The following is a 17,232-nucleotide window of genomic DNA, read 5'->3' on the forward strand; positions in this document are numbered from 1 at the left end:
TCTGGCGACCATTCTCCAAGCAGAGATGTTGCGGTGCACCTAATTTAAGCAACGGTTGCCGGCTCAGAAAAACGCCTGTATCCCCGTCTGCGCCCTTCCCAGGATCAGCGCATGCACGTCATGCGTGCCTTCATAGGTGTTGACCGTCTCCAGGTTCTGCGCGTGGCGCATGACGTGGTAGCCGATCTGGATGCCGTTGCCACCATGCATGTCGCGGGCCTGGCGGGCGATGTCGAGCGCCTTGCCGCAATTGTTCCGCTTTAAGATCGAGATCATTTCCGGCGCCATCTTGCCTTCATCCAGCAACCGCCCGACACGCAAGGATGCCTGCAATCCCAACGCAATTTCGGTCTGCATGTCGGCAAGCTTCTTCTGGTAGAGTTGCGTGCCGGCCAGCGGCTTGCCGAACTGCTTGCGATCAAGACCGTATTGGCGGGCGCGGTGCCAGCAATCTTCCGCGGCGCCCATCGAGCCCCAGGAAATGCCGAAGCGAGCCCGGTTGAGGCATCCGAACGGTCCGCCAAGGCCCTTTGCGTTGGGCAGCAGCGCGTCCTCGCCGACCTCGACGCCTTCCATCACCACTTCGCCGGTGATCGACGCCCGCAGCGACAGCTTGCCGCCGATCTTCGGCGCCGAAAGCCCCTTCATGCCCTTTTCCAGCACGAAGCCACGGATCTCGTCCTTGCCGTTCTCGCCCTTCAGCTTCGCCCAGACGACGAACACATCAGCGACCGGCGAATTGGAAATCCACATCTTCGAGCCGGACAGCTTGTAGCCGTTGGCGGTCTTCTCGGCGCGCGTCTTCATGCCGCCCGGGTCGGAGCCCGCATCCGGCTCGGTCAGGCCGAAACAGCCGATCCACTCGCCGCTGGCAAGCTTGGGCAGGTACTTCTTGCGCTGCTCGTCCGAGCCATAGGCGTAGATCGGATACATCACCAGCGACGACTGCACTGACATCATCGAGCGATAACCCGAGTCAACACGTTCGACTTCCCGCGCGACCAGCCCGTAGGTCACATAGTTCGCGCCAAGCCCGCCGAATTCCTCGGGGATGTTGATGCCGAGCAGGCCAGCCTCGCCCATTTCGCGGAAGATCGCGGTGTCGAAGGTCTCGTTGAGGTAGGCGTCCTCGATCCGCGGCGCCAGTCTGTCGGCGGCGAAGGCGGCCGCGCCGTCGCGCACCATGCGCTCGTCTTCCGAAAGCTGGCCCTCGATCAGGAACGGATCTTCCCAGACGAATGCGTTCTTGTCGGCGGCCATCGCGTTTCTCCCGAACCGATGCGTGTCGCTCAAAATGACGACATGCATGAAGCAAAATCTTGGCCCGTTCTATCGGTCTGCGCCTCGAAAAAATCAAACGAAATTGATTCACCGATCAATGATCGTTAGGAATGGATCATGAGTGTCCAACGCCGCCTGTTGCCCAACATCAGCGCCCTTGCCGCCTTCGAGGCTGTGGCCCGGCTCGGCAGTTTCACCGCCGCCGCCCAGGAGCTCGATCTGACCCAGGGCGCGGTCAGCCGGCAGATCAAGCTTCTGGAAGATCAGTTCGGCCGCCGGCTGTTCGAACGCGACAGCCGCAATGTCAGGCTGTCGACATCGGGCGAAATCTACGCCGAGGCGGTGCGTTCAGCACTTGGCCAGTTGCGTGACGCAGCCCTTGGATTGATGAGCAATCGGCATAGTGGCATCCTGAACCTTGCCATTTTGCCGACCTTCGGCACGCGCTGGCTGATGCCGATGATCCCCGATTTCGTCGAAAACAATCCCGATATCACCATCAATTTCGTCACCCGCGTCGGCCGCTTCGACTTCGCCAGGGAGAGGCTGGATGCCGCCATCCACTATGGCCTGCCGGACTGGCCTGAGGCCGACTCGACACTGTTGGTGCGCGAAACCGTGGCACCGGTCGTGTCGCCCGAATTCCTCGCCGGCCGCGCCATCGCCTCACCGGCCGATATCAGCCGTCTGCCGCTGCTGCACATGGCGACGCGTCCTGGCGCCTGGACAGAATGGTTCGAGCATCAGGGCCTGAGCGCGCCGACCGGGCCCGGCATGCAGTTCGAGCAGTTCGGCACCGCCGCCCAGGCCTGCATGGCGGGGCTCGGCGTGGCGCTGCTGCCGCTAATCCTCATTGCAGGCGAATTGCAGCGCGGCCAGCTGGTGCCGGCGCCAGGCCAACCCATGCAAAGCCGCAGCGCCTACTATCTCGTCGTCCCACACGACAAGCGCGGCCATCCGCCAGTCGCCAGTTTTCGCGACTGGCTGCTGGGCCAGGTCACTCGGCAGATTTGACTTGGCCAGTTTATCAAAAATTGTTCTTGAGGGAGGACAGCCACTCAATGACCGTTGAACTCCACGCCCGCCTGTCTCGTTGGGCTGGAACACTCATAGGGCCAGTCGCAGAATAGCTACTTCCGCTTCAGCGCATCGGCCAATGCCGCGCCGAACGCCCCTTGCTGCGCCGGCCGCTCCGGCTGGCGTTGCTGCGGCGCCGGCGAACGTGGTGCCGGCCTGCCGCCACCATTGTCGCGCGGCCCGCCACGCGGTGCGCCACCCTCGCCGCCATCCTTGCGCATCGAAAGCGCGATGCGCTTGCGCTTGATATCCACATCGACGACGCGCACCTTGACCACGTCGCCGGCCTTGACCACCTCGTGCGCGTCCTTGATGAACCGGTCGGCCAGTTGCGAGACATGCACCAGCCCGTCCTGATGCACTCCGATATCGACGAAGGCGCCGAAGGCGGCCACGTTGGTGACGGTGCCTTCCAGCAGCATGCCGGGCTTCAGATCCTTGATGTCGTCAATGCCGTCGGCGAAGGTCGCCGTCTTGAAGCCGGGGCGCGGGTCGCGGCCGGGCTTTTCCAATTCCGCCAGGATGTCACGCACCGTAGGCAAGCCGAAACGCTCGTCGACGAAGACGCGGGGATCGAGCGCCTTCAGCGCGGCACTGTCACCCATCAGCGAACGCACATCGCGCCCGCAGGCGGCGACGATCTTCTTCGCCACGCCATAGGCTTCCGGATGCACCGACGAGGCATCGAGCGGCTCGCTGCCATTGGCAATGCGCAGGAAGCCGGCGGATTGTTCGAAGGCCCGAGGTCCGAGCCGCGGCACCTTGAGCAGATCCTTCCGGCTGGCGAAGGGCCCGGTCGCATCGCGATGCGCAACGATCGCGTCGGCCAGCGACGCACCCAGACCCGAAACGCGCGCCAAAAGCGGCGCCGAGGCGGTGTTGAGGTCGACGCCGACGGCGTTGACCGCGTCCTCGACCACCGCTTCCAGCGAGCGGCCGAGACGGTACTGGTCGACATCGTGCTGGTACTGGCCGACGCCGATCGATTTGGGTTCGATCTTGACCAGTTCGGCCAGCGGATCCTGCAGCCGCCGGGCGATCGAGACGGCGCCGCGCAACGACACATCGAGGTTGGGGAATTCCGCCGCCGCTGTTGCCGATGCCGAATAGACAGAGGCGCCGGCCTCGCTGACGATCACTTTCAAGGGCTTCGGCCCGCCATCCCAAGGCATGTCGGACAGCATGTCCGCCACCAGCTTCTCAGTCTCGCGGCTGCCGGTGCCATTGCCGACCGAGATCAGCTCGACCTTGTGCAGGCGGATGAGCTTGGCGAGTTCCGCCTGCGTGCCACGCACATCGTTCCTGGGCGGAAATGGATAGACCGTCGTTGTTGTCAGCACCTTGCCGGTGCCGTCAACCACCGCCACCTTGACGCCGGTGCGGATGCCGGGGTCGAGCCCCATCGTCGCGCGCGAGCCGGCGGGGGCTGCCAGCAGCAAATCCTTTAGGTTGCGGGCAAAGACGTGGATCGCTTCCTCTTCCGCCCGCTCGCGCAAATCGCGCATCAAATCGAGTGTCAGGTGCAGCGACAGTTTTATGCGCCAGGTCCAGCCCGCCACCTCCATCAGCCATCTGTCGCCCGGCAGGCTGCCGCCGATGGCATAGGCATTGGCGATCATCCGCTCGACCGGTTTCACCGGCGAGGTGTCATCGGCATCGACCTCGATGTCGAGCGACAGCACTTCCTCGTTGCGGCCGCGCAGCATCGCCAGCGCGCGGTGGCTCGGCACATTTGTCCAGCGCTCGACATGGTCGAAATAATCGGAGAACTTCGCGCCGGCCTCCTGCTTGCCGTCGACCACCCTGGCGCGCATGAAGGCGCGCTCCTTCATGTAGCTGCGCAATTTGCCGACCAGATCGGCGTTCTCGGCGAACTGTTCCGACAGGATGTCGCGCGCCCCTTCGAGCGCCGCCTTGGTATCCGTCACCTCTTCGCTGACATAGGCCAGCGCCAGTTCGGCAGGCACCAATGAGCGGTTCGCCAAGATGGCTTCGGCCAGCGGCCCCAGCCCGCGCTCCCTGGCGATCTCGGCCTTGGTCCGGCGCTTGGGCTTGTAGGGCAGGTAGATGTCCTCAAGTTCCGCCTTGGTGCTGGCGGCGACGATCTTGCCTGCAAGCTCCTCGGTCAGCTTGCCCTGTTCGCGGATGGAACCGAGGATGGTGTCGCGGCGCGCATCGAGCTCGCGCAGATAGGCAAGCCGTTCGGCAAGGTCGCGCAATTGCGTGTCGTCCAGCCCGCCGGTGACTTCCTTGCGGTAGCGCGCCACAAACGGCACTGTTGCGCCTTCATCGAGCAGTTCGATCGCCGCGGCCGCCTGTTCGGGCCGCGCCTTAATCTCGGCCGCGATGATGGCTGCGATGCGCTTGATGTCGGATGCCATGTCGTTCCCACTCTGATCGAAAAGAGCGGCGACCATAGGCGCAGACGTCCGGCCCGCCAACCGCCGCGCTTCGATCAGCCCGGCGGGTCCACAGGAAACCGTGCGCTAATGTGGCGATCGCGGCGCGGCCTTAAGGTGTGTTGAGATTCAGGTCAGGCCGAGCCGAGAATGGTGGCTTCCGAGAATCGGAGCGCAGCGGACATTCGGGTCCGTGAGCTCAGTTCTACTGCGACGCAGTAGAACGGGGAAGCGCAGAAAGCCGCCGTTTGCAGGCCGGCATCACCTGAATATCAGCATACCTTAGATCATGCGGCTCAGCGCCTCGAAGAACGCGGCGATCTCGACATCGAGCGGATCGTCGACCGGCTCGGGCTGCGACGACATCTTGGCGATCACCACTTCGGTCCTGGGATCGACATACAGCCACTGGCCATGAATGCCGATGCCACAATAGGCGCCGTTCTCGTGCCCAGTCTGGTACCATTTGTTCCGGTAACGACCTTTGGGAAACAGTGGCAGCATCGCGCCGCGCTGCCAGGCGTCCGCACTGCCGCCAGTGCTGGTCGTGTCGCGCACCCAGGCTTCCGGCACGATGCGGCGGCCATTGGCCACCCCGCCTTGCCGCATCATCTCGCCGACACGCGCCAGGTCGCGCGGCGTCACCGAAATACCGCCGGCCGTGCGCGCCGTGCCTTCCATGTCGACGCCGATCGAGGCTTCGCTGACGGCGCCGAGCGGCCGCCACAGCTTCTCGCGCATCAGGTCGGAAAAGCGCTGGCCCGACGCGCGCTCGAGTAGCAGGCCAAGCAGATCGGAATTGGGCGAGCGGTAGCGGAAGGTCTGGCCATGCGGCTCGGCAAGGCGTTGCAAGGTCAGGATGAATTCGCGCAGGCTCTCCGTGCCGCCGCCCGGATTCCATAGCGTGGCGCGGCGGTAGCGGGCGAAAGCGCTTTCCGGATCGAGATAGGCTTCCTCGAAATCGAGGCTGACGCTCATGTCGAGCACGTGCCGCACGCTCGCATCGCCGTAGGCCGAGCCGACTGCTTCAGGGATGTAGGCCGTCACTGGTGCCTCCGGGTCGAACACCCCCTCGCCTTCCAGTATGCCGGCAATGATGGCGGTCAGCGACTTGCTGATCGAAAAGATGATGTGGCGGGCGCCGAATTCCATATGCGGGGCGAACCAGTCGCCGACGATCTTGCCGCCTTTCATCACCGTCAGTGCGTCGGTGCTCGAACGTGCGAGAAATTCAGCCACCGTCTCCGGCGTACTGCCGACCGAAATCTTTTCGCCGAGCAAGCCGCCCATGTCCCGCACGGGGGCTTCGACCACGCCCGACGCTGCCGGCACACGGGCGGTCGGCACCAGTTCGCCGAGATTCTGGAACGACCACCGGTTGAATGGATTCTCGCGCCAGTTGGCGAGCAGCACTTCATTGCGGCGAAAGCCATAGCGGGTCTCGAACGCGGTCTTGCCGGTCATGGCGGTTCCTTCCGGGTCGTTTCTTCTTGTGGGCTCAGCGAAGTGCCGTTGCGATAGCGTGCACGGCTTTCAGCGTCGCTATGGAATAGGCACCATTGGCGAAATCAGGCCAGGTCGAAAGCTTCACCACGACCATTCCGGTGTTCCAGTCGATATGGATCAGCTGCCCGAACACGCCCCGGCACATCAGCGCGCGCGAGCGTGGATCCTCGATCCAGAACTGGTTGCGATAGCTGCCTTCCGGCAGGCTGTCGGAGAAATCCGGGCCGTGCCTGCCGTTGCGCGTCGCCTCGATCCAGTCGGCCGGTACGATGCCGCCGCCATTGTCGAGGATCATCTGGCCGAAACGGCCATAGTCGCGCAGCGTCGCGTTGAAGCCGCCATCGGCCACCGCATAGCCGGCGCTGTCGACGGTGAAGCAGGCGCTTTCATCAGCGCCGAGCTTTTGCCAGAGCTCTTCTGAAACCAGTTGCGGCAGCCTTTTGCCTGTCACCCGCTCCATGATGAAGGCGAGTACGTCGGTTTCGATCGAGCGGTATTCGAATTGAGCCCCGTGCGGGCGGATCGTGTCCTTCAGGCCCAGGATCAGCTCGAACATGTGCGAGGGCCAACGAAAGGCCGGATCGCTGTCCGGCGGCACCGGCTTCCAGCCAGTGGCGACATCGACCTGACCGATGTCGGAATAGCGGTCGGTATATTCCTCGGAGAAACGGACGCCGCTGGTCATGTCCAGCACATGCTGCACACTGGCGCCGGCCCAGCCGGTAATGCCGAGTTCCGGTAGGTAGTCGGTTACCGGTCTGGCCGGATCGATCAGGCCGCGCCCAACCAGTATGCCGAACACCGAACCGGTAAGGGACTTCGCCATCGACTGCGACAGGTGCAGCGTGCGTTCATCCATGCCGTTGAAGTAGCGCTCATAGGCAACCTTGCCGTCCTTGAGCACCAGGAAGCCGTCCGTATAGGTCTCGTCGAGCAGCCCGGCGAGCGTTGTCGGCATGCCCGCGCTGCCCTCGACCTGCAGCCCGTCTAAATCGACCTCGGCGCGTTCGAGACGGCGGCGATGGCCATTGCCGCGCCAGACTTCGGCGGTCGGCAGAATTTCACGGATGTGCTGGAACGCCCAGCGGTTCCACGGCGGCCGGTCCCAGTCGAGCTTCGGCGGCACCATGGCGGGCGGCGAGCCCTGCATGATCGGCGGCCGCGGATCGCTGTTGCGATAGGAGTCCATGAAAGCCATTCCCGGAAAAGAAAAGACCCGGCGACATGTGCCGCCGGGTCTGTCATGCAGCGGTTACTTCTGCAGTTCGGTCCAGATCTTGGTGTAGAGTTCCTGCGTTTCCGGCGGGCACATCTTCTGGAATTCGCCTTTCGGCTTGGCATCGGCCGGAATGACGACTTCCGGCGCATCCTTCATGTCCGCCGGCATGTATTTGTCCGAGCCGGTGATGGCGTTGGCATAGCGGTGGAAGGCCGAGAGGCCCGCCGCGTTTTCCGGATCCATGATGAAGTTCTGGAACAGCTTGGCATTGTCGACGTTCTTGGCTTCCTTCAGAACGACGACGTTGTCGCTCCACAGGCCGAAGCCTTCTTTCGGATAGTTGTAGTGGATAGCCGGATTGGCCAGCCGCTGGCGCAGTGCCGAGCCGTTCCAGTCGCTGGTCGCCTTGAAATCGCCGGCGCCCATCTTCTCGATGGTGTTGTATTCCATCGCGATCCAGTTCGGCTTGGCCGTCACCAGCAGGTCGCGCACCTTCTTCAGCACCGCCTTGTCGTCGGTGCACTGCTGGCCGCCGACATATTTGATCGCCGCGAAGATGACGTCTCCCATCTCCGGAACGACGTTGACCTTGCCCTTCAACTCGTCTGGCGTGTTGAAGACGATGCCCCACGTATCGGCCGGACCCTTGTAGGCATCGGTGTTGACGACGACGCCGATCGTGCCCCAGGCCCACGGCACCGAATATTTGCGGCCCGGATCGAATTCGGGATTTGCCCATTCCGGCGCGACGTTCTTGAAATTCTCCATCTTGCCCGGATCGGTCTCGAGCAGGAGACCTTCCTTGATCCAGATCGGCACGTAGGTCTGCGACGGCACCGCGATGTCGAAGCCGGTGCCGCCCTGGCGAACCTTGGCCAGCGCGGTGTCGTTGGAATCGTAATCGGTGATGGTCACCTTGACGTTGTATTTGGCCTCGAACTTCTTGATCACGTCGGGGCTGGTGTAGTTGCCCCAATTGTAGATGTTGAGCACGCCGTCCGCGCGGGCGAGGCCCGTCGAGGCGAGCAACGCCAACCCCATGGCGGTTTCTGTTGTCTTCCAGTTCATGGGTTTAACTCCCATTTTTCGGTTCAGTCTCGTTTCCTGCTGACGAAGAAAAACAACGTGACGATCGCGACCGAAAGCAGCAGGAAGGCGGTCGATATCGCGTTGATCTCGGGTGTGATGCCGCGGCGGATCTGGCCGAGCATGTAGGTGGGCAGCGTGTCCTGGCCGCCCGATTTGACGAACTCGGTGATGACGACGTCGTCGAGCGAGATGACGAAGGCCAGCATCAGCCCGGCCAGGATGCCGGGCCACAGGAGCGGCAGCGTGATGCGCCGGAAGGTCTTCCAGGGCGTCGCGTAGAGGTCGGCTGCGGCACGCTCCAGCGTCAGGTCCATATTCTCAAGCCGCGCCCGGATCGGCAAATAGGCAAAGGGAATGCAGAACGCCGTGTGCGCGGCGACCAGATAGCCGATGCCGGAATAGCCGGTGAAGATCTTGATGCGCGAGAAGAAGATCAGCAGCGCCACGCCGGTGACGATCTCGGGCACCATCAGCGGCTGGTTGATCGCCGCATATTTGAAGGTGAGGCCGGGATAGGGCGCGGTGCGGGTGGTGGCGAGCGCCGCCATGGTGGCAAAGATCGTGGAGAGCACCGCCGCGATGGAGCCGATCTGGAAGGAACGCAGCGTGGCATCGACGACCTGCGTGTTCTGCCATGCCGACTGGAACCATTTCAGCGAAAAGCCGCCCCATTCGGAGGTCGAGCTCGCCGCGTTGAAGGCATAGATGACCAGCACGATGATCGGCAGATACAGCACGATAAAGCAGGTCGCGGCGATCGCGGTGAATCCTGGCTGGTGCTTGATGGAAAAGTTCTTAGCCATGACGTACCCCCGATCTGCCGGCATTGCGCACATATGCAAGCAGCGCCACCATGACGATGATCATGACGGCGATCGACAGCGCCGAGCCAAGTGGCCAGTTGCGGCCCTGCCCGAACTGCAATTCGATCAGGTTGGACAGCATCATGTTCTTGCCGCCGCCAAGAACGCTCGGCGTCACATAGGCGCCAAGCGCTGGAATGAAGACCAGTATGGAGCCGGCAATGACGCCCGGCTTGACGAGCGGAAAGATGATCCGCCGCAGCACCTGGAAACGCGACGCGTAAAGGTCGTATCCCGCCTCGACCAACCGGAAATCGAGCTTTTCCATGCTGGCATAGATCGGCAGCACCATCAGCGGCAGGTAGACATAGGCCATGCCGATCAGGATCGCCGTGTCGGTGTAGAGGATCTGGATCGGCGCCGAGATGATGCCGAGCTTGAGCAGCATCGTGTTGATGATGCCTTCGTTGCGGATGATCTGCAGCACCGCGAAGGTGCGGATCAGGAGGTTGGTCCAGAACGGAATGGTGATCAGGAACAGCCAGAGATCGCGGGTCTTTTCGCTGCGCGTCGCCATGAAATAAGCAGTCGGGAAACCAAGCACCAAGGTGGCGATCGTCGTCACCACGGAAAGCTTGATCGAGCGCAGGAAGATGGTGACGTGGGCGGCGGCGATCGAAAGCGTGTCGTCGAAGATATCGCGTTCCAGAAACACCGCTATCCAGGCTTCCGGCGAGAACTGCCACTTCACGTCGCCATAGGAGCCTGGCGTCAGGAACGAGTAGACGAGCACGATCAGCAAGGGACCGGTCGCGGCGAGGAAAATGACCAGCAGCGCTGGCGCTGACAAAAGCCAGCGGTCACGGACATCGCGCCGCTCCGCTGCCTTGGCGACTTCTTCTGCGGTCGCCATCGTCAGTCCTTCAGGACCTGGGCGGCATCGCTGCCGATGAGGATGCCGACCGCGTCGCCCTTCTCGAAACCGCAGCCCGCGCTGCGCGTGTTCTGCTGGCGTACGGTGAAGAGTTCGCCACTGTCGAGATGAACGTGGATGTGGGTATCGGTGCCGAAATAGACGATGTTTTCGACCCTCCCCGACAGTTCGCCCTTGGCCTTAGTCAGCTTGGCGTGTTCAGGCCGAACCACGACCGTGGCATTGGGTTTGGGCTGGAAACCCTGGGCCACGGTCGCCTCGATGGTCGCACCGGACTTGAGCGTAGCGCGCGCCTTGCCGTTGGCCATCTCGCTGATGGCGGCCGTCAGGAAGTTGGTTTCACCGATGAAGTCGGCGACGAAGCGTTCGGCCGGCTTGTCGTAGATATCCCAGGGCGAACCGACCTGGAGGATCTTGCCCGATGACATGACAGCGATGCGGTCGGACATGGTCAGCGCTTCTTCCTGGTCGTGAGTGACGAAGATGAAGGTGATACCGGTCTCGTGCTGCAGCCGCTTCAACTCGATCTGCATCTCCTTGCGCAGCTTGTAGTCGAGTGCGGACAGTGGCTCGTCGAGCAAAAGCACCTTCGGCTGCGGTGCCAAGGCGCGGGCCAAGGCCACGCGCTGCTGCTGGCCGCCGGAGATCTGGCTGGTGCGACGACCAGCGAGTGCCTCCATCTTGACCAGCTTCAGCATCTCGGCGACGCGCGCCTTGATCTCGGCCTTCGGCTTACCCAGCATCTCCAGGCCAAAGCCGATATTGTCGGCGACCGTCATGTGCGGGAACAGCGCATAGGACTGGAAAACGGTATTGACCGGCCGCTTGAAGGGTGGGAGCGGCGCAATGTCCTGGCCGTAGAGCAGGATTTCACCAGCGGTTGGAAAGTCGAAGCCGGCGATCAGCCTGAGCAACGTCGTCTTGCCGCAGCCGGATGGCCCCAGCAACGTGAAGAATTCGTTCTCGCGGATAGATACAGAGACCGCGTCGAGGGCAGCTACCTGCCCCTCACCTGATCCGAAAATTTTGCTGACGTTAACTACTTCAATCGCATTCCGATCCGGTTTGTCCGGCACGATTACGCCTCACTGTTGACCCCGCTCTTGCTGGCGGAGCTCTTCCCCTGTTCGATGTGACCACATGGCCGGTGGGTTGGCAAGCCCGGCATTGGGTCACAGTTCAGTCAGTCATTGAGGCCTGCAAGCCCCATGCCATAGTCAGGCCTGATAGGTGACCTTGCCGCCGCAAATCGTCGTCACCGGCCGCACCTTGTGCAGATCGGCCGGGGCGGTGTTCTCGATATCCATCGATAAAACCACCAGATCGGCCATGTAGCCTGATTTCAGCGTGCCCTTGCGGTGCTCGGCGAACTCGGCGTAGGCGCCCTCGATCGTGTAACCCGCGATCGCTTCATGCAGTGAGAAACTCTGGTCAGGGTCGCTTTCTGCCCACGGTTTGCGCAACACTGCCGCCTGAATGCCCAGGATCGGATCGATCGGCGACACCGGCCAATCGGATGCGAAGACGACATGCGCGCCGGCATCCTTCAAGGTCCGCCAGGCATAGCTCAGCGGCCAGCGCGCCGGCCCGATGCGCGACACCGTCGGCTCCAGCGGAAAATCCATGGCGCCGGGCGGATGCGGCGGTTGCATGGAGGCAATGACGCCGAGTTCGGCGAAACGCGGCACGTCCGAAGCGGTGGTGACCTCGATGTGCTCGACCCGGTGACGGCTGTCGCGCTTGCCGTTCGCCTTCTGCGCCGCCTCATAACCGTCGAGCACCGCGCGCACGGCGCCGTCGCCGATCGAATGCACGGCGATCTGCAGCCCGCGCCTGTCGGCCGCGACGGCCAAATCGATGAATTGTTGCGGCGTGAACAGAGGCTCGCCCACCCAATCGGGCCGGTCGGCGTATGGCTCGACCATGACAGCTGTCCAGGAATCGAGAACGCCGTCGTAGAACACCTTGACCATGCCCGACGACAGCCATTCGCTGTTGTAGCGTTCGGCCATATCAGACGCCTTGTCGAGCATGTCGAGCGTCATGAAATTCTTGTAGTGGAACGGGATCTTGACGCGGCAGGGCAAGCCTTCCTCGGCTTCGATCTCGGCCAGCAGCTCAAGCTGATAGAGGTTGCCGTCCATGTTCTGGATCGAGGTGATACCGTGGCGGGCGCACCAGGCGAGCCCGCGCCGCATGATGTCGCGGTCGGCGTCCCGCTCGGCCGAGGTCGGCATCGGGTCCGGCTCGCCGCCGGTCGACAGCCCCAGCCGCACCCGGCCTTCGCCGGCAAGGTCGAGCACCGGGCCAAAGGCCTCACCCTCGCGCAATTCACCCGCGGCCAGTCCGTCGTCACCCATGACGATCTCATTGCCCGGTCCAAGCGTGCGCCCCTGCAGGATGCCGGCCATTTCCAGCGCCTTGGTGTTGGCCCACATGGTGTGATGGTCGGGCGCTGCCATGCAGAACGGGCGATCGGGCAAAATGGCGTCGAGGTGGTGGCGCGTCACGCGCTCGCTGCCGAGCACGGTGTAGTCGACGCCCTGGCCGACCAGCATCTTGGCGTCGGGCCGGCTCGGCGCATAGTCGCGGATCGCCTTCTGCAGCGCCTCGAAGCCATGGATACCGGTGAGTTGAAGGTGGGCAAGCTCAGCCCCGCCCGAAAACAGATGCATGTGGGCTTCGATGAAACCCGGCAGGACGGAGCCGCCCTTGGCGTCGATTACCTTGGTGGCCGGTCCCTTGAACTCTTCGATGGAGGCGCGGCTGCCGATGGCGATGATTGCGCCGTCCTTGACGGCGACGGCCTCGGCGGTGGGATTGTCGTCGTCGATGGTCAGTACACGACCATTGATGACGATCAGATCCGCATTGTGACCCGCACCTGTGACAGACATCGCGACTCCGCGCTTTTGACGACTGACTGAGACCGACAACCTCTTGTCCAACGACCTGCCACTCCACCGGAGCGGCGCCACGGGACGAAAAAGAATGCCAGCGCGCTGTCTTGGAAATTCCCCTTGTCATCCCAAGAGGCAGCGTGGATAAAGAATGCGACTGATTATTCGCGTTTGTCAACATGCCGAATCTGGAACGTATTGTGGACAGCAAGCTCCCACCATGTTGAGACCGGGCGGGGAACGAGGACATCGGACAGTGAAGCGCAGTCTCGACCGCAAAACCAGGATAGCGCTCGAACCGCGCAAGCAGCCGCGGCAACAACGCTCCAGCAAGGTGGTCGACCGGATTCTCGACGCAGCGCTGGTCTTGACGCGCGAGCAAGGAACCAAGACGCCGACGACGCTCGCCATTGCGCAGCGCGCAGGCTTGTCGGTTGGTTCGATCTACCAATACTTCCCCAACAAGGAAGCCATTCTTCTGGACCTCGCCCGGCGCTGGCTGTCCTCCTTTCCCGAGGTGATCGCCAAGCGTATCAAGGTCGCCCCGCCCACCAACCGTGAAGAGTTTCGGCGCGAAGTGCGCAAGCTCTTCATCGACACGTCCAGACTCTACCTCGAAAACGCCAGCCTGATGCCGGTGATCGAGGCCATTTCAGGCAACGCCGACCTCAGGCCGATCCAGAACGAATATGACGAGCAGATCATCGCCCTCTACGCCGCATGGCTGCAGCATGTGAACCCGGCGCTTGAAGACAAGATCGCCAGCCGGCTCGGCGTGCTGATGATGGACGTCGGGCACGCCTGCCGGCTTGTGGGGCTGAAAAGGGACCGCAAGACATACGACCTCATCGAGGACGATGTGGAAAGAATGTGGCTCGCTCTGGTGAGCCCTTATCTTAATCTTGAATCTTGACTGATTTCACACTTCGAGAGGAATTTATGAAGACTGTTTTCTCCCCCCTGCACGCCGGCCATGCCGGCCAAATGGAACTGGTCACATCAGCCATCGTGCCGGGTTTCGAAAAGCCCTCGAGGGCCGAATTCATCAAGGCACGGGTCGAAAGCGAGAAACTGGGTCCCATCATCGCGCCGCACGGACATGACCTCGCCGCCGCCAAGCGCATCCACAAATCGGACTATATCGACTTTCTCCCGACGGTCTGGCCGCAATGGCTGGAAGCAGGCCTCACGGGCACGGCGATGCCCTTCACCTGGCCGACGCGCGGCCTGCGCGGCGACGTGCCGCCAAAACGCATAGACGCGCTGCTCGGCTACTATTCCTTCGATGCCGGCGCCACCTTCGTCGAAGGTACCTGGGCGGCGATCAAGTCTTCCTACGACGTGGCGCTGACCGCCGCCGGCCTGGTCAAGGATGGCGCGGCTTCCGCCTTCGCGCTCTGCCGTCCGCCCGGCCACCATGCCGGGGCTGGCTTCATGGGCGGCTATTGCTACATCAACAACGCCGCCGTCGCCGCGCAATGGTTCCGCGACCAGGGCGCCAAACGCATCTCGATCCTCGATGTCGACTATCACCACGGCAACGGCACGCAGGAGATCTTCTATGACCGTGCCGACGTCCAGGTGGTCAATCTGCATGGCGATCCGATGGTCGAGTACCCGTTCTTCCTCGGCCATGCCGACGAACGCGGCGCCGGCGAAGGCGAAGGCTTCAACATCAACTATCCGATGCCCTTCGGCACCGACTGGGATGCATGGAACGCCTCGCTCGAGGATGCCTGCGCCAGGCTTACCGCTTATGCACCGGATGTCGTCATCGTCTCGCTGGGTGTCGATACGTTCGAAAAGGACCCGATCAGCCAGTTCAAGCTGAAGAGATCTGATTATCCCAAGATCGGCCGCCGCATCGCCAGGCTCGGCCTGCCGACGCTGTTCGTCATGGAAGGCGGCTATGCCGTCGAGGAGATCGGCATCAACGCGGTCGGCGTGCTGACCGGGTTCGAGGATCGGTAAATGCCTGTCGTCCAGGAGCATCCAGCGGTTTTGGGACAACGATAGGCATAAGCAAAGGACCACCGTAACCGGGCGGCAACATCGCCCGGCTCCCACTATCGGGCAAGGCACCAGCCTTCGGCACAGCAACCGGCGCGCCCGTCTGTTCAATGCTTCCCGAGCCTGGCGAAATCGACCAGCCACCGAGATGGCCGGCGAAGACTTTCGCGTCCCGGTCGTCTGTCCAGGGTGCGAAAACCGACCTCTGAGTCGCACCTGAGTCCACCGGATTCGATTTTGTCAAATCGCGTTTGATGTCAGATTCAACTGCGGGTAGATTAGACCCGAATCAGCCGGTCCTTGGGGGGCGCGGCGACCACCCAAAGTCTCTTGTTCCGGAGCTTTTCCGGCACCAGACGCGGACGGCTTCGCGTTCCCTGAATGGATTCGGGATTTGGTTCGGCGCAGCCCTGCGCCACGCGTGTGTCTTCGTCAAAGTAATGCGTATTCGGGTTCGGCGGCTGGCTTCCAGCATCCGGACAGCAGAAACGATTCCGGCCAAAAGCAACAAGAATGAGCAGTCCCGCCGCACTTCTTCAATCCGACACATTGGGCTCGCGCCTGACGTCGCGCGGCGATCTCACCAGCTTTTTCATGCAACTGACCGCCGAGATCGGCGCCGACAGCTACATGTTGGTCGCCATCGTCCACGACCAGGACCGCAACGATGCGCGCATCGTCTCCTCCAACTGGATTTTCGATGCCATCGAACTGATCGGCAAGCGGCTGATCGCCGGGCTTGCGCAAGGCGCGCTCACCGTCGCGCCAGGCATCCGCCCACAGCCGCTGGTGGCATCTCAGGCACCAGAAGCAGACGGATTGGTCACCGGCGAGGAGGCCCGACTTCTCGACGTGCTCGGCCATGCCGAGATCTATTCGCTGCGCCTTAATGTCGGTCGCCAGCGCCTGTTCGCCCTATTCTCTGCGGCGACCGCCGGCAGCATCGACCAGCCGGCGTTAATGCGGGCGCAACTGAAATGCTGTTACGCGCTCTCGCACATCCCGCAACTGATTGCCGCCGCCGCCATGCAGGATCCGTTGTCGGATCGCGAGCGCGAATGCCTGTTCTGGGTTTCCGAAGGCAAGACCACCGACGAGGTCGCCGTCATCCTTGGCGTCTCCTCCAACACCGTCAACAGCTACATCACCCACGCCATCCAGAAATTCGCGGCCAGCAACCGCGCGATGGCCATCGCCACGGCGATCAGGAGCGGCATCATTTGAAACACGCCGATATCAAGGAAACGGCCGAAGCCCTTTTCAACGAGCAACGCAACCCGTTCGGGGCCTTCACCCTTGGCTCCGAAACCCATCACGCGGTCACCATTCCCGATGCCGTGCGCCGCTGCCGCTGGATCGCCGTTGACATGAATGCCTCGGCCTTCGGCCTCTTCTTCGTAAGCCCTTCGCCCGAGCGGGCGCGGCTCGTGCCATGCTTTGATTCCGACTATCCCAGCATTGCCGTGGCGACCAAGTTCATCTCAGGCGCCAACGGCGAGGAGATCGTGCGCCACACCCGCCTCTCGACCGAACCGCGCTGGTGGACGGATGACGGCGTCGCCGCCATGGCGGAGCTGTTTGGCAATCTCGCCTGGACCGAGCGGATGGCGGCGCTGGCGCCCGGAACCAGCGGCATCGCTTTTCCCGTGCACGCCGACCGCGGCCAATGCGGCCTTGTCGTGTTCCTGGGCTCGGAGATGACCTTGCAGCAGGATGCGCTCTACGAAATACACGCCCGCTGCTTTTCGCTGTTCGCCGCCGTCGCCCGCATCCGTCCGGGCGATGCCGGCCGCATGCGCGCAATCTCCAAACGCGAACTCGAATGCCTGAAGCTGACCGCCAACGGCAACACCAGCGAGGAGATCGCGCGACTCCTGAAACTGTCGGTGCACACCGCCAACCAGTATCTGACCCAGTCGACCCAGAAGCTCAACGCCGTCAATCGCAACCAGGCCGTTGCCAAGGCGCTGCGGCTGGGCTTGATCGAATAGGGGAATTCGGCAGCGCTTCGAAA

General features: G+C 62.7%; 14 protein-coding genes. 5 read left to right on the plus strand and 9 right to left on the minus strand.

What is annotated here, in order from left to right; genetic code table 11:
* Window positions 1–63: 63 nt before the first annotated feature.
* Complete coding sequence (locus tag EN943_RS01510; protein WP_127411238.1) at window positions 64–1,260, minus strand: acyl-CoA dehydrogenase; 1,197 nt, start codon at window positions 1,258–1,260, stop codon at window positions 64–66.
* 138 nt (window positions 1,261–1,398) lie between these two features.
* Here EN943_RS01510 and EN943_RS01515 point away from each other — a divergent pair, with 138 nt between their 5' ends.
* Window positions 1,399–2,295, plus strand: a complete 897-nt coding sequence (locus EN943_RS01515; protein WP_127411239.1) for a LysR family transcriptional regulator — start codon at window positions 1,399–1,401, stop codon at window positions 2,293–2,295.
* Window positions 2,296–2,411: 116 nt separating this feature from the next.
* Here the strand turns inward: EN943_RS01515 and EN943_RS01520 are convergent, their stop codons facing one another.
* From EN943_RS01520 to EN943_RS01555, 8 genes are all read right to left on the minus strand, one after another.
* Window positions 2,412–4,739, minus strand: a complete 2,328-nt coding sequence (locus tag EN943_RS01520) for a Tex family protein (protein WP_127411240.1) — start codon at window positions 4,737–4,739, stop codon at window positions 2,412–2,414.
* Window positions 4,740–5,039: 300 nt separating this feature from the next.
* Window positions 5,040–6,221, minus strand: a complete 1,182-nt coding sequence (locus tag EN943_RS01525; protein ID WP_127411241.1) for a serine hydrolase — start codon at window positions 6,219–6,221, stop codon at window positions 5,040–5,042.
* 34 nt (window positions 6,222–6,255) lie between these two features.
* Window positions 6,256–7,452 (minus strand): serine hydrolase, encoded by a 1,197-nt coding sequence (locus EN943_RS01530; RefSeq protein ID WP_127411242.1) that lies wholly within the window; start codon window positions 7,450–7,452, stop codon window positions 6,256–6,258.
* A gap of 63 nt (window positions 7,453–7,515) precedes the next feature.
* Window positions 7,516–8,550 (minus strand): extracellular solute-binding protein, encoded by a 1,035-nt coding sequence (locus EN943_RS01535; protein WP_127411243.1) that lies wholly within the window; start codon window positions 8,548–8,550, stop codon window positions 7,516–7,518.
* A gap of 23 nt (window positions 8,551–8,573) precedes the next feature.
* Window positions 8,574–9,374, minus strand: a complete 801-nt coding sequence (locus EN943_RS01540; protein ID WP_126070300.1) for an ABC transporter permease — start codon at window positions 9,372–9,374, stop codon at window positions 8,574–8,576.
* The gene (locus EN943_RS01545) at window positions 9,367–10,287 is read right to left on the minus strand and encodes an ABC transporter permease (RefSeq protein ID WP_127411244.1); all 921 of its coding nucleotides are present in this window, start codon (window positions 10,285–10,287) and stop codon (window positions 9,367–9,369) included. Before EN943_RS01545 ends, EN943_RS01540 begins: the two co-directional genes overlap by 8 nt.
* A gap of 2 nt (window positions 10,288–10,289) precedes the next feature.
* Window positions 10,290–11,384, minus strand: coding sequence for an ABC transporter ATP-binding protein (locus EN943_RS01550; RefSeq protein ID WP_127411245.1), 1,095 nt, complete (start codon window positions 11,382–11,384; stop codon window positions 10,290–10,292).
* Window positions 11,385–11,525: 141 nt separating this feature from the next.
* On the minus strand, window positions 11,526–13,205 hold the full coding sequence (locus tag EN943_RS01555) for an amidohydrolase (RefSeq protein ID WP_127411246.1): 1,680 nt from the start codon (window positions 13,203–13,205) through the stop codon (window positions 11,526–11,528).
* A gap of 154 nt (window positions 13,206–13,359) precedes the next feature.
* On the opposite strand from EN943_RS01555, the gene EN943_RS01560 reads away from it, so the two are divergent.
* The 4 genes from EN943_RS01560 (at window position 13,360) to EN943_RS01575 (ending at window position 17,209) form a co-directional block, all read left to right on the plus strand.
* Window positions 13,360–14,121 carry a TetR/AcrR family transcriptional regulator gene (locus tag EN943_RS01560; RefSeq protein WP_245475560.1) on the plus strand — a complete coding sequence of 254 codons (762 nt, stop codon included), beginning with the start codon at window positions 13,360–13,362 and terminating at the stop codon, window positions 14,119–14,121.
* Between the two features lie 26 nt (window positions 14,122–14,147).
* Entirely contained in the window at window positions 14,148–15,179 is a 1,032-nt protein-coding gene (locus tag EN943_RS01565) for a histone deacetylase family protein (protein WP_127411247.1), read from the plus strand.
* Between the two features lie 552 nt (window positions 15,180–15,731).
* The gene (locus EN943_RS01570) at window positions 15,732–16,442 is read left to right on the plus strand and encodes a helix-turn-helix transcriptional regulator (RefSeq protein WP_127411248.1); all 711 of its coding nucleotides are present in this window, start codon (window positions 15,732–15,734) and stop codon (window positions 16,440–16,442) included.
* Window positions 16,439–17,209 (plus strand): helix-turn-helix transcriptional regulator, encoded by a 771-nt coding sequence (locus EN943_RS01575; RefSeq protein WP_127411249.1) that lies wholly within the window; start codon window positions 16,439–16,441, stop codon window positions 17,207–17,209. The genes EN943_RS01570 and EN943_RS01575 overlap by 4 nt, the downstream gene beginning before the upstream one ends.
* The last annotated feature ends 23 nt before the right edge of the window (window positions 17,210–17,232 follow it).

Source organism: Mesorhizobium sp. M7A.F.Ca.US.006.01.1.1, assembly GCF_003997935.1.
Lineage (GTDB): Bacteria > Pseudomonadota > Alphaproteobacteria > Rhizobiales > Rhizobiaceae > Mesorhizobium.

Bases quoted from the DNA above. Each gene is read 5' to 3' on its own strand.
- EN943_RS01545 (WP_127411244.1), bottom strand. From the start codon at position 10,287: ATGGCGACCGCAGAAGAAGTCGCCAAGGCAGCGGAGCGGCGCGATGTC.
- EN943_RS01560 (WP_245475560.1), top strand. From the start codon at position 13,360: ATGCGACTGATTATTCGCGTTTGTCAACATGCCGAATCTGGAACGTAT.
- EN943_RS01510 (WP_127411238.1), bottom strand. From the start codon at position 1,260: ATGGCCGCCGACAAGAACGCATTCGTCTGGGAAGATCCGTTCCTGATC.
- EN943_RS01565 (WP_127411247.1), top strand. From the start codon at position 14,148: ATGAAGACTGTTTTCTCCCCCCTGCACGCCGGCCATGCCGGCCAAATG.
- EN943_RS01540 (WP_126070300.1), bottom strand. From the start codon at position 9,374: ATGGCTAAGAACTTTTCCATCAAGCACCAGCCAGGATTCACCGCGATC.
- EN943_RS01570 (WP_127411248.1), top strand. From the start codon at position 15,732: ATGAGCAGTCCCGCCGCACTTCTTCAATCCGACACATTGGGCTCGCGC.
- EN943_RS01555 (WP_127411246.1), bottom strand. From the start codon at position 13,205: ATGTCTGTCACAGGTGCGGGTCACAATGCGGATCTGATCGTCATCAAT.
- EN943_RS01535 (WP_127411243.1), bottom strand. From the start codon at position 8,550: ATGAACTGGAAGACAACAGAAACCGCCATGGGGTTGGCGTTGCTCGCC.
- EN943_RS01520 (WP_127411240.1), bottom strand. From the start codon at position 4,739: ATGGCATCCGACATCAAGCGCATCGCAGCCATCATCGCGGCCGAGATT.
- EN943_RS01525 (WP_127411241.1), bottom strand. From the start codon at position 6,221: ATGACCGGCAAGACCGCGTTCGAGACCCGCTATGGCTTTCGCCGCAAT.
- EN943_RS01515 (WP_127411239.1), top strand. From the start codon at position 1,399: ATGAGTGTCCAACGCCGCCTGTTGCCCAACATCAGCGCCCTTGCCGCC.
- EN943_RS01530 (WP_127411242.1), bottom strand. From the start codon at position 7,452: ATGGACTCCTATCGCAACAGCGATCCGCGGCCGCCGATCATGCAGGGC.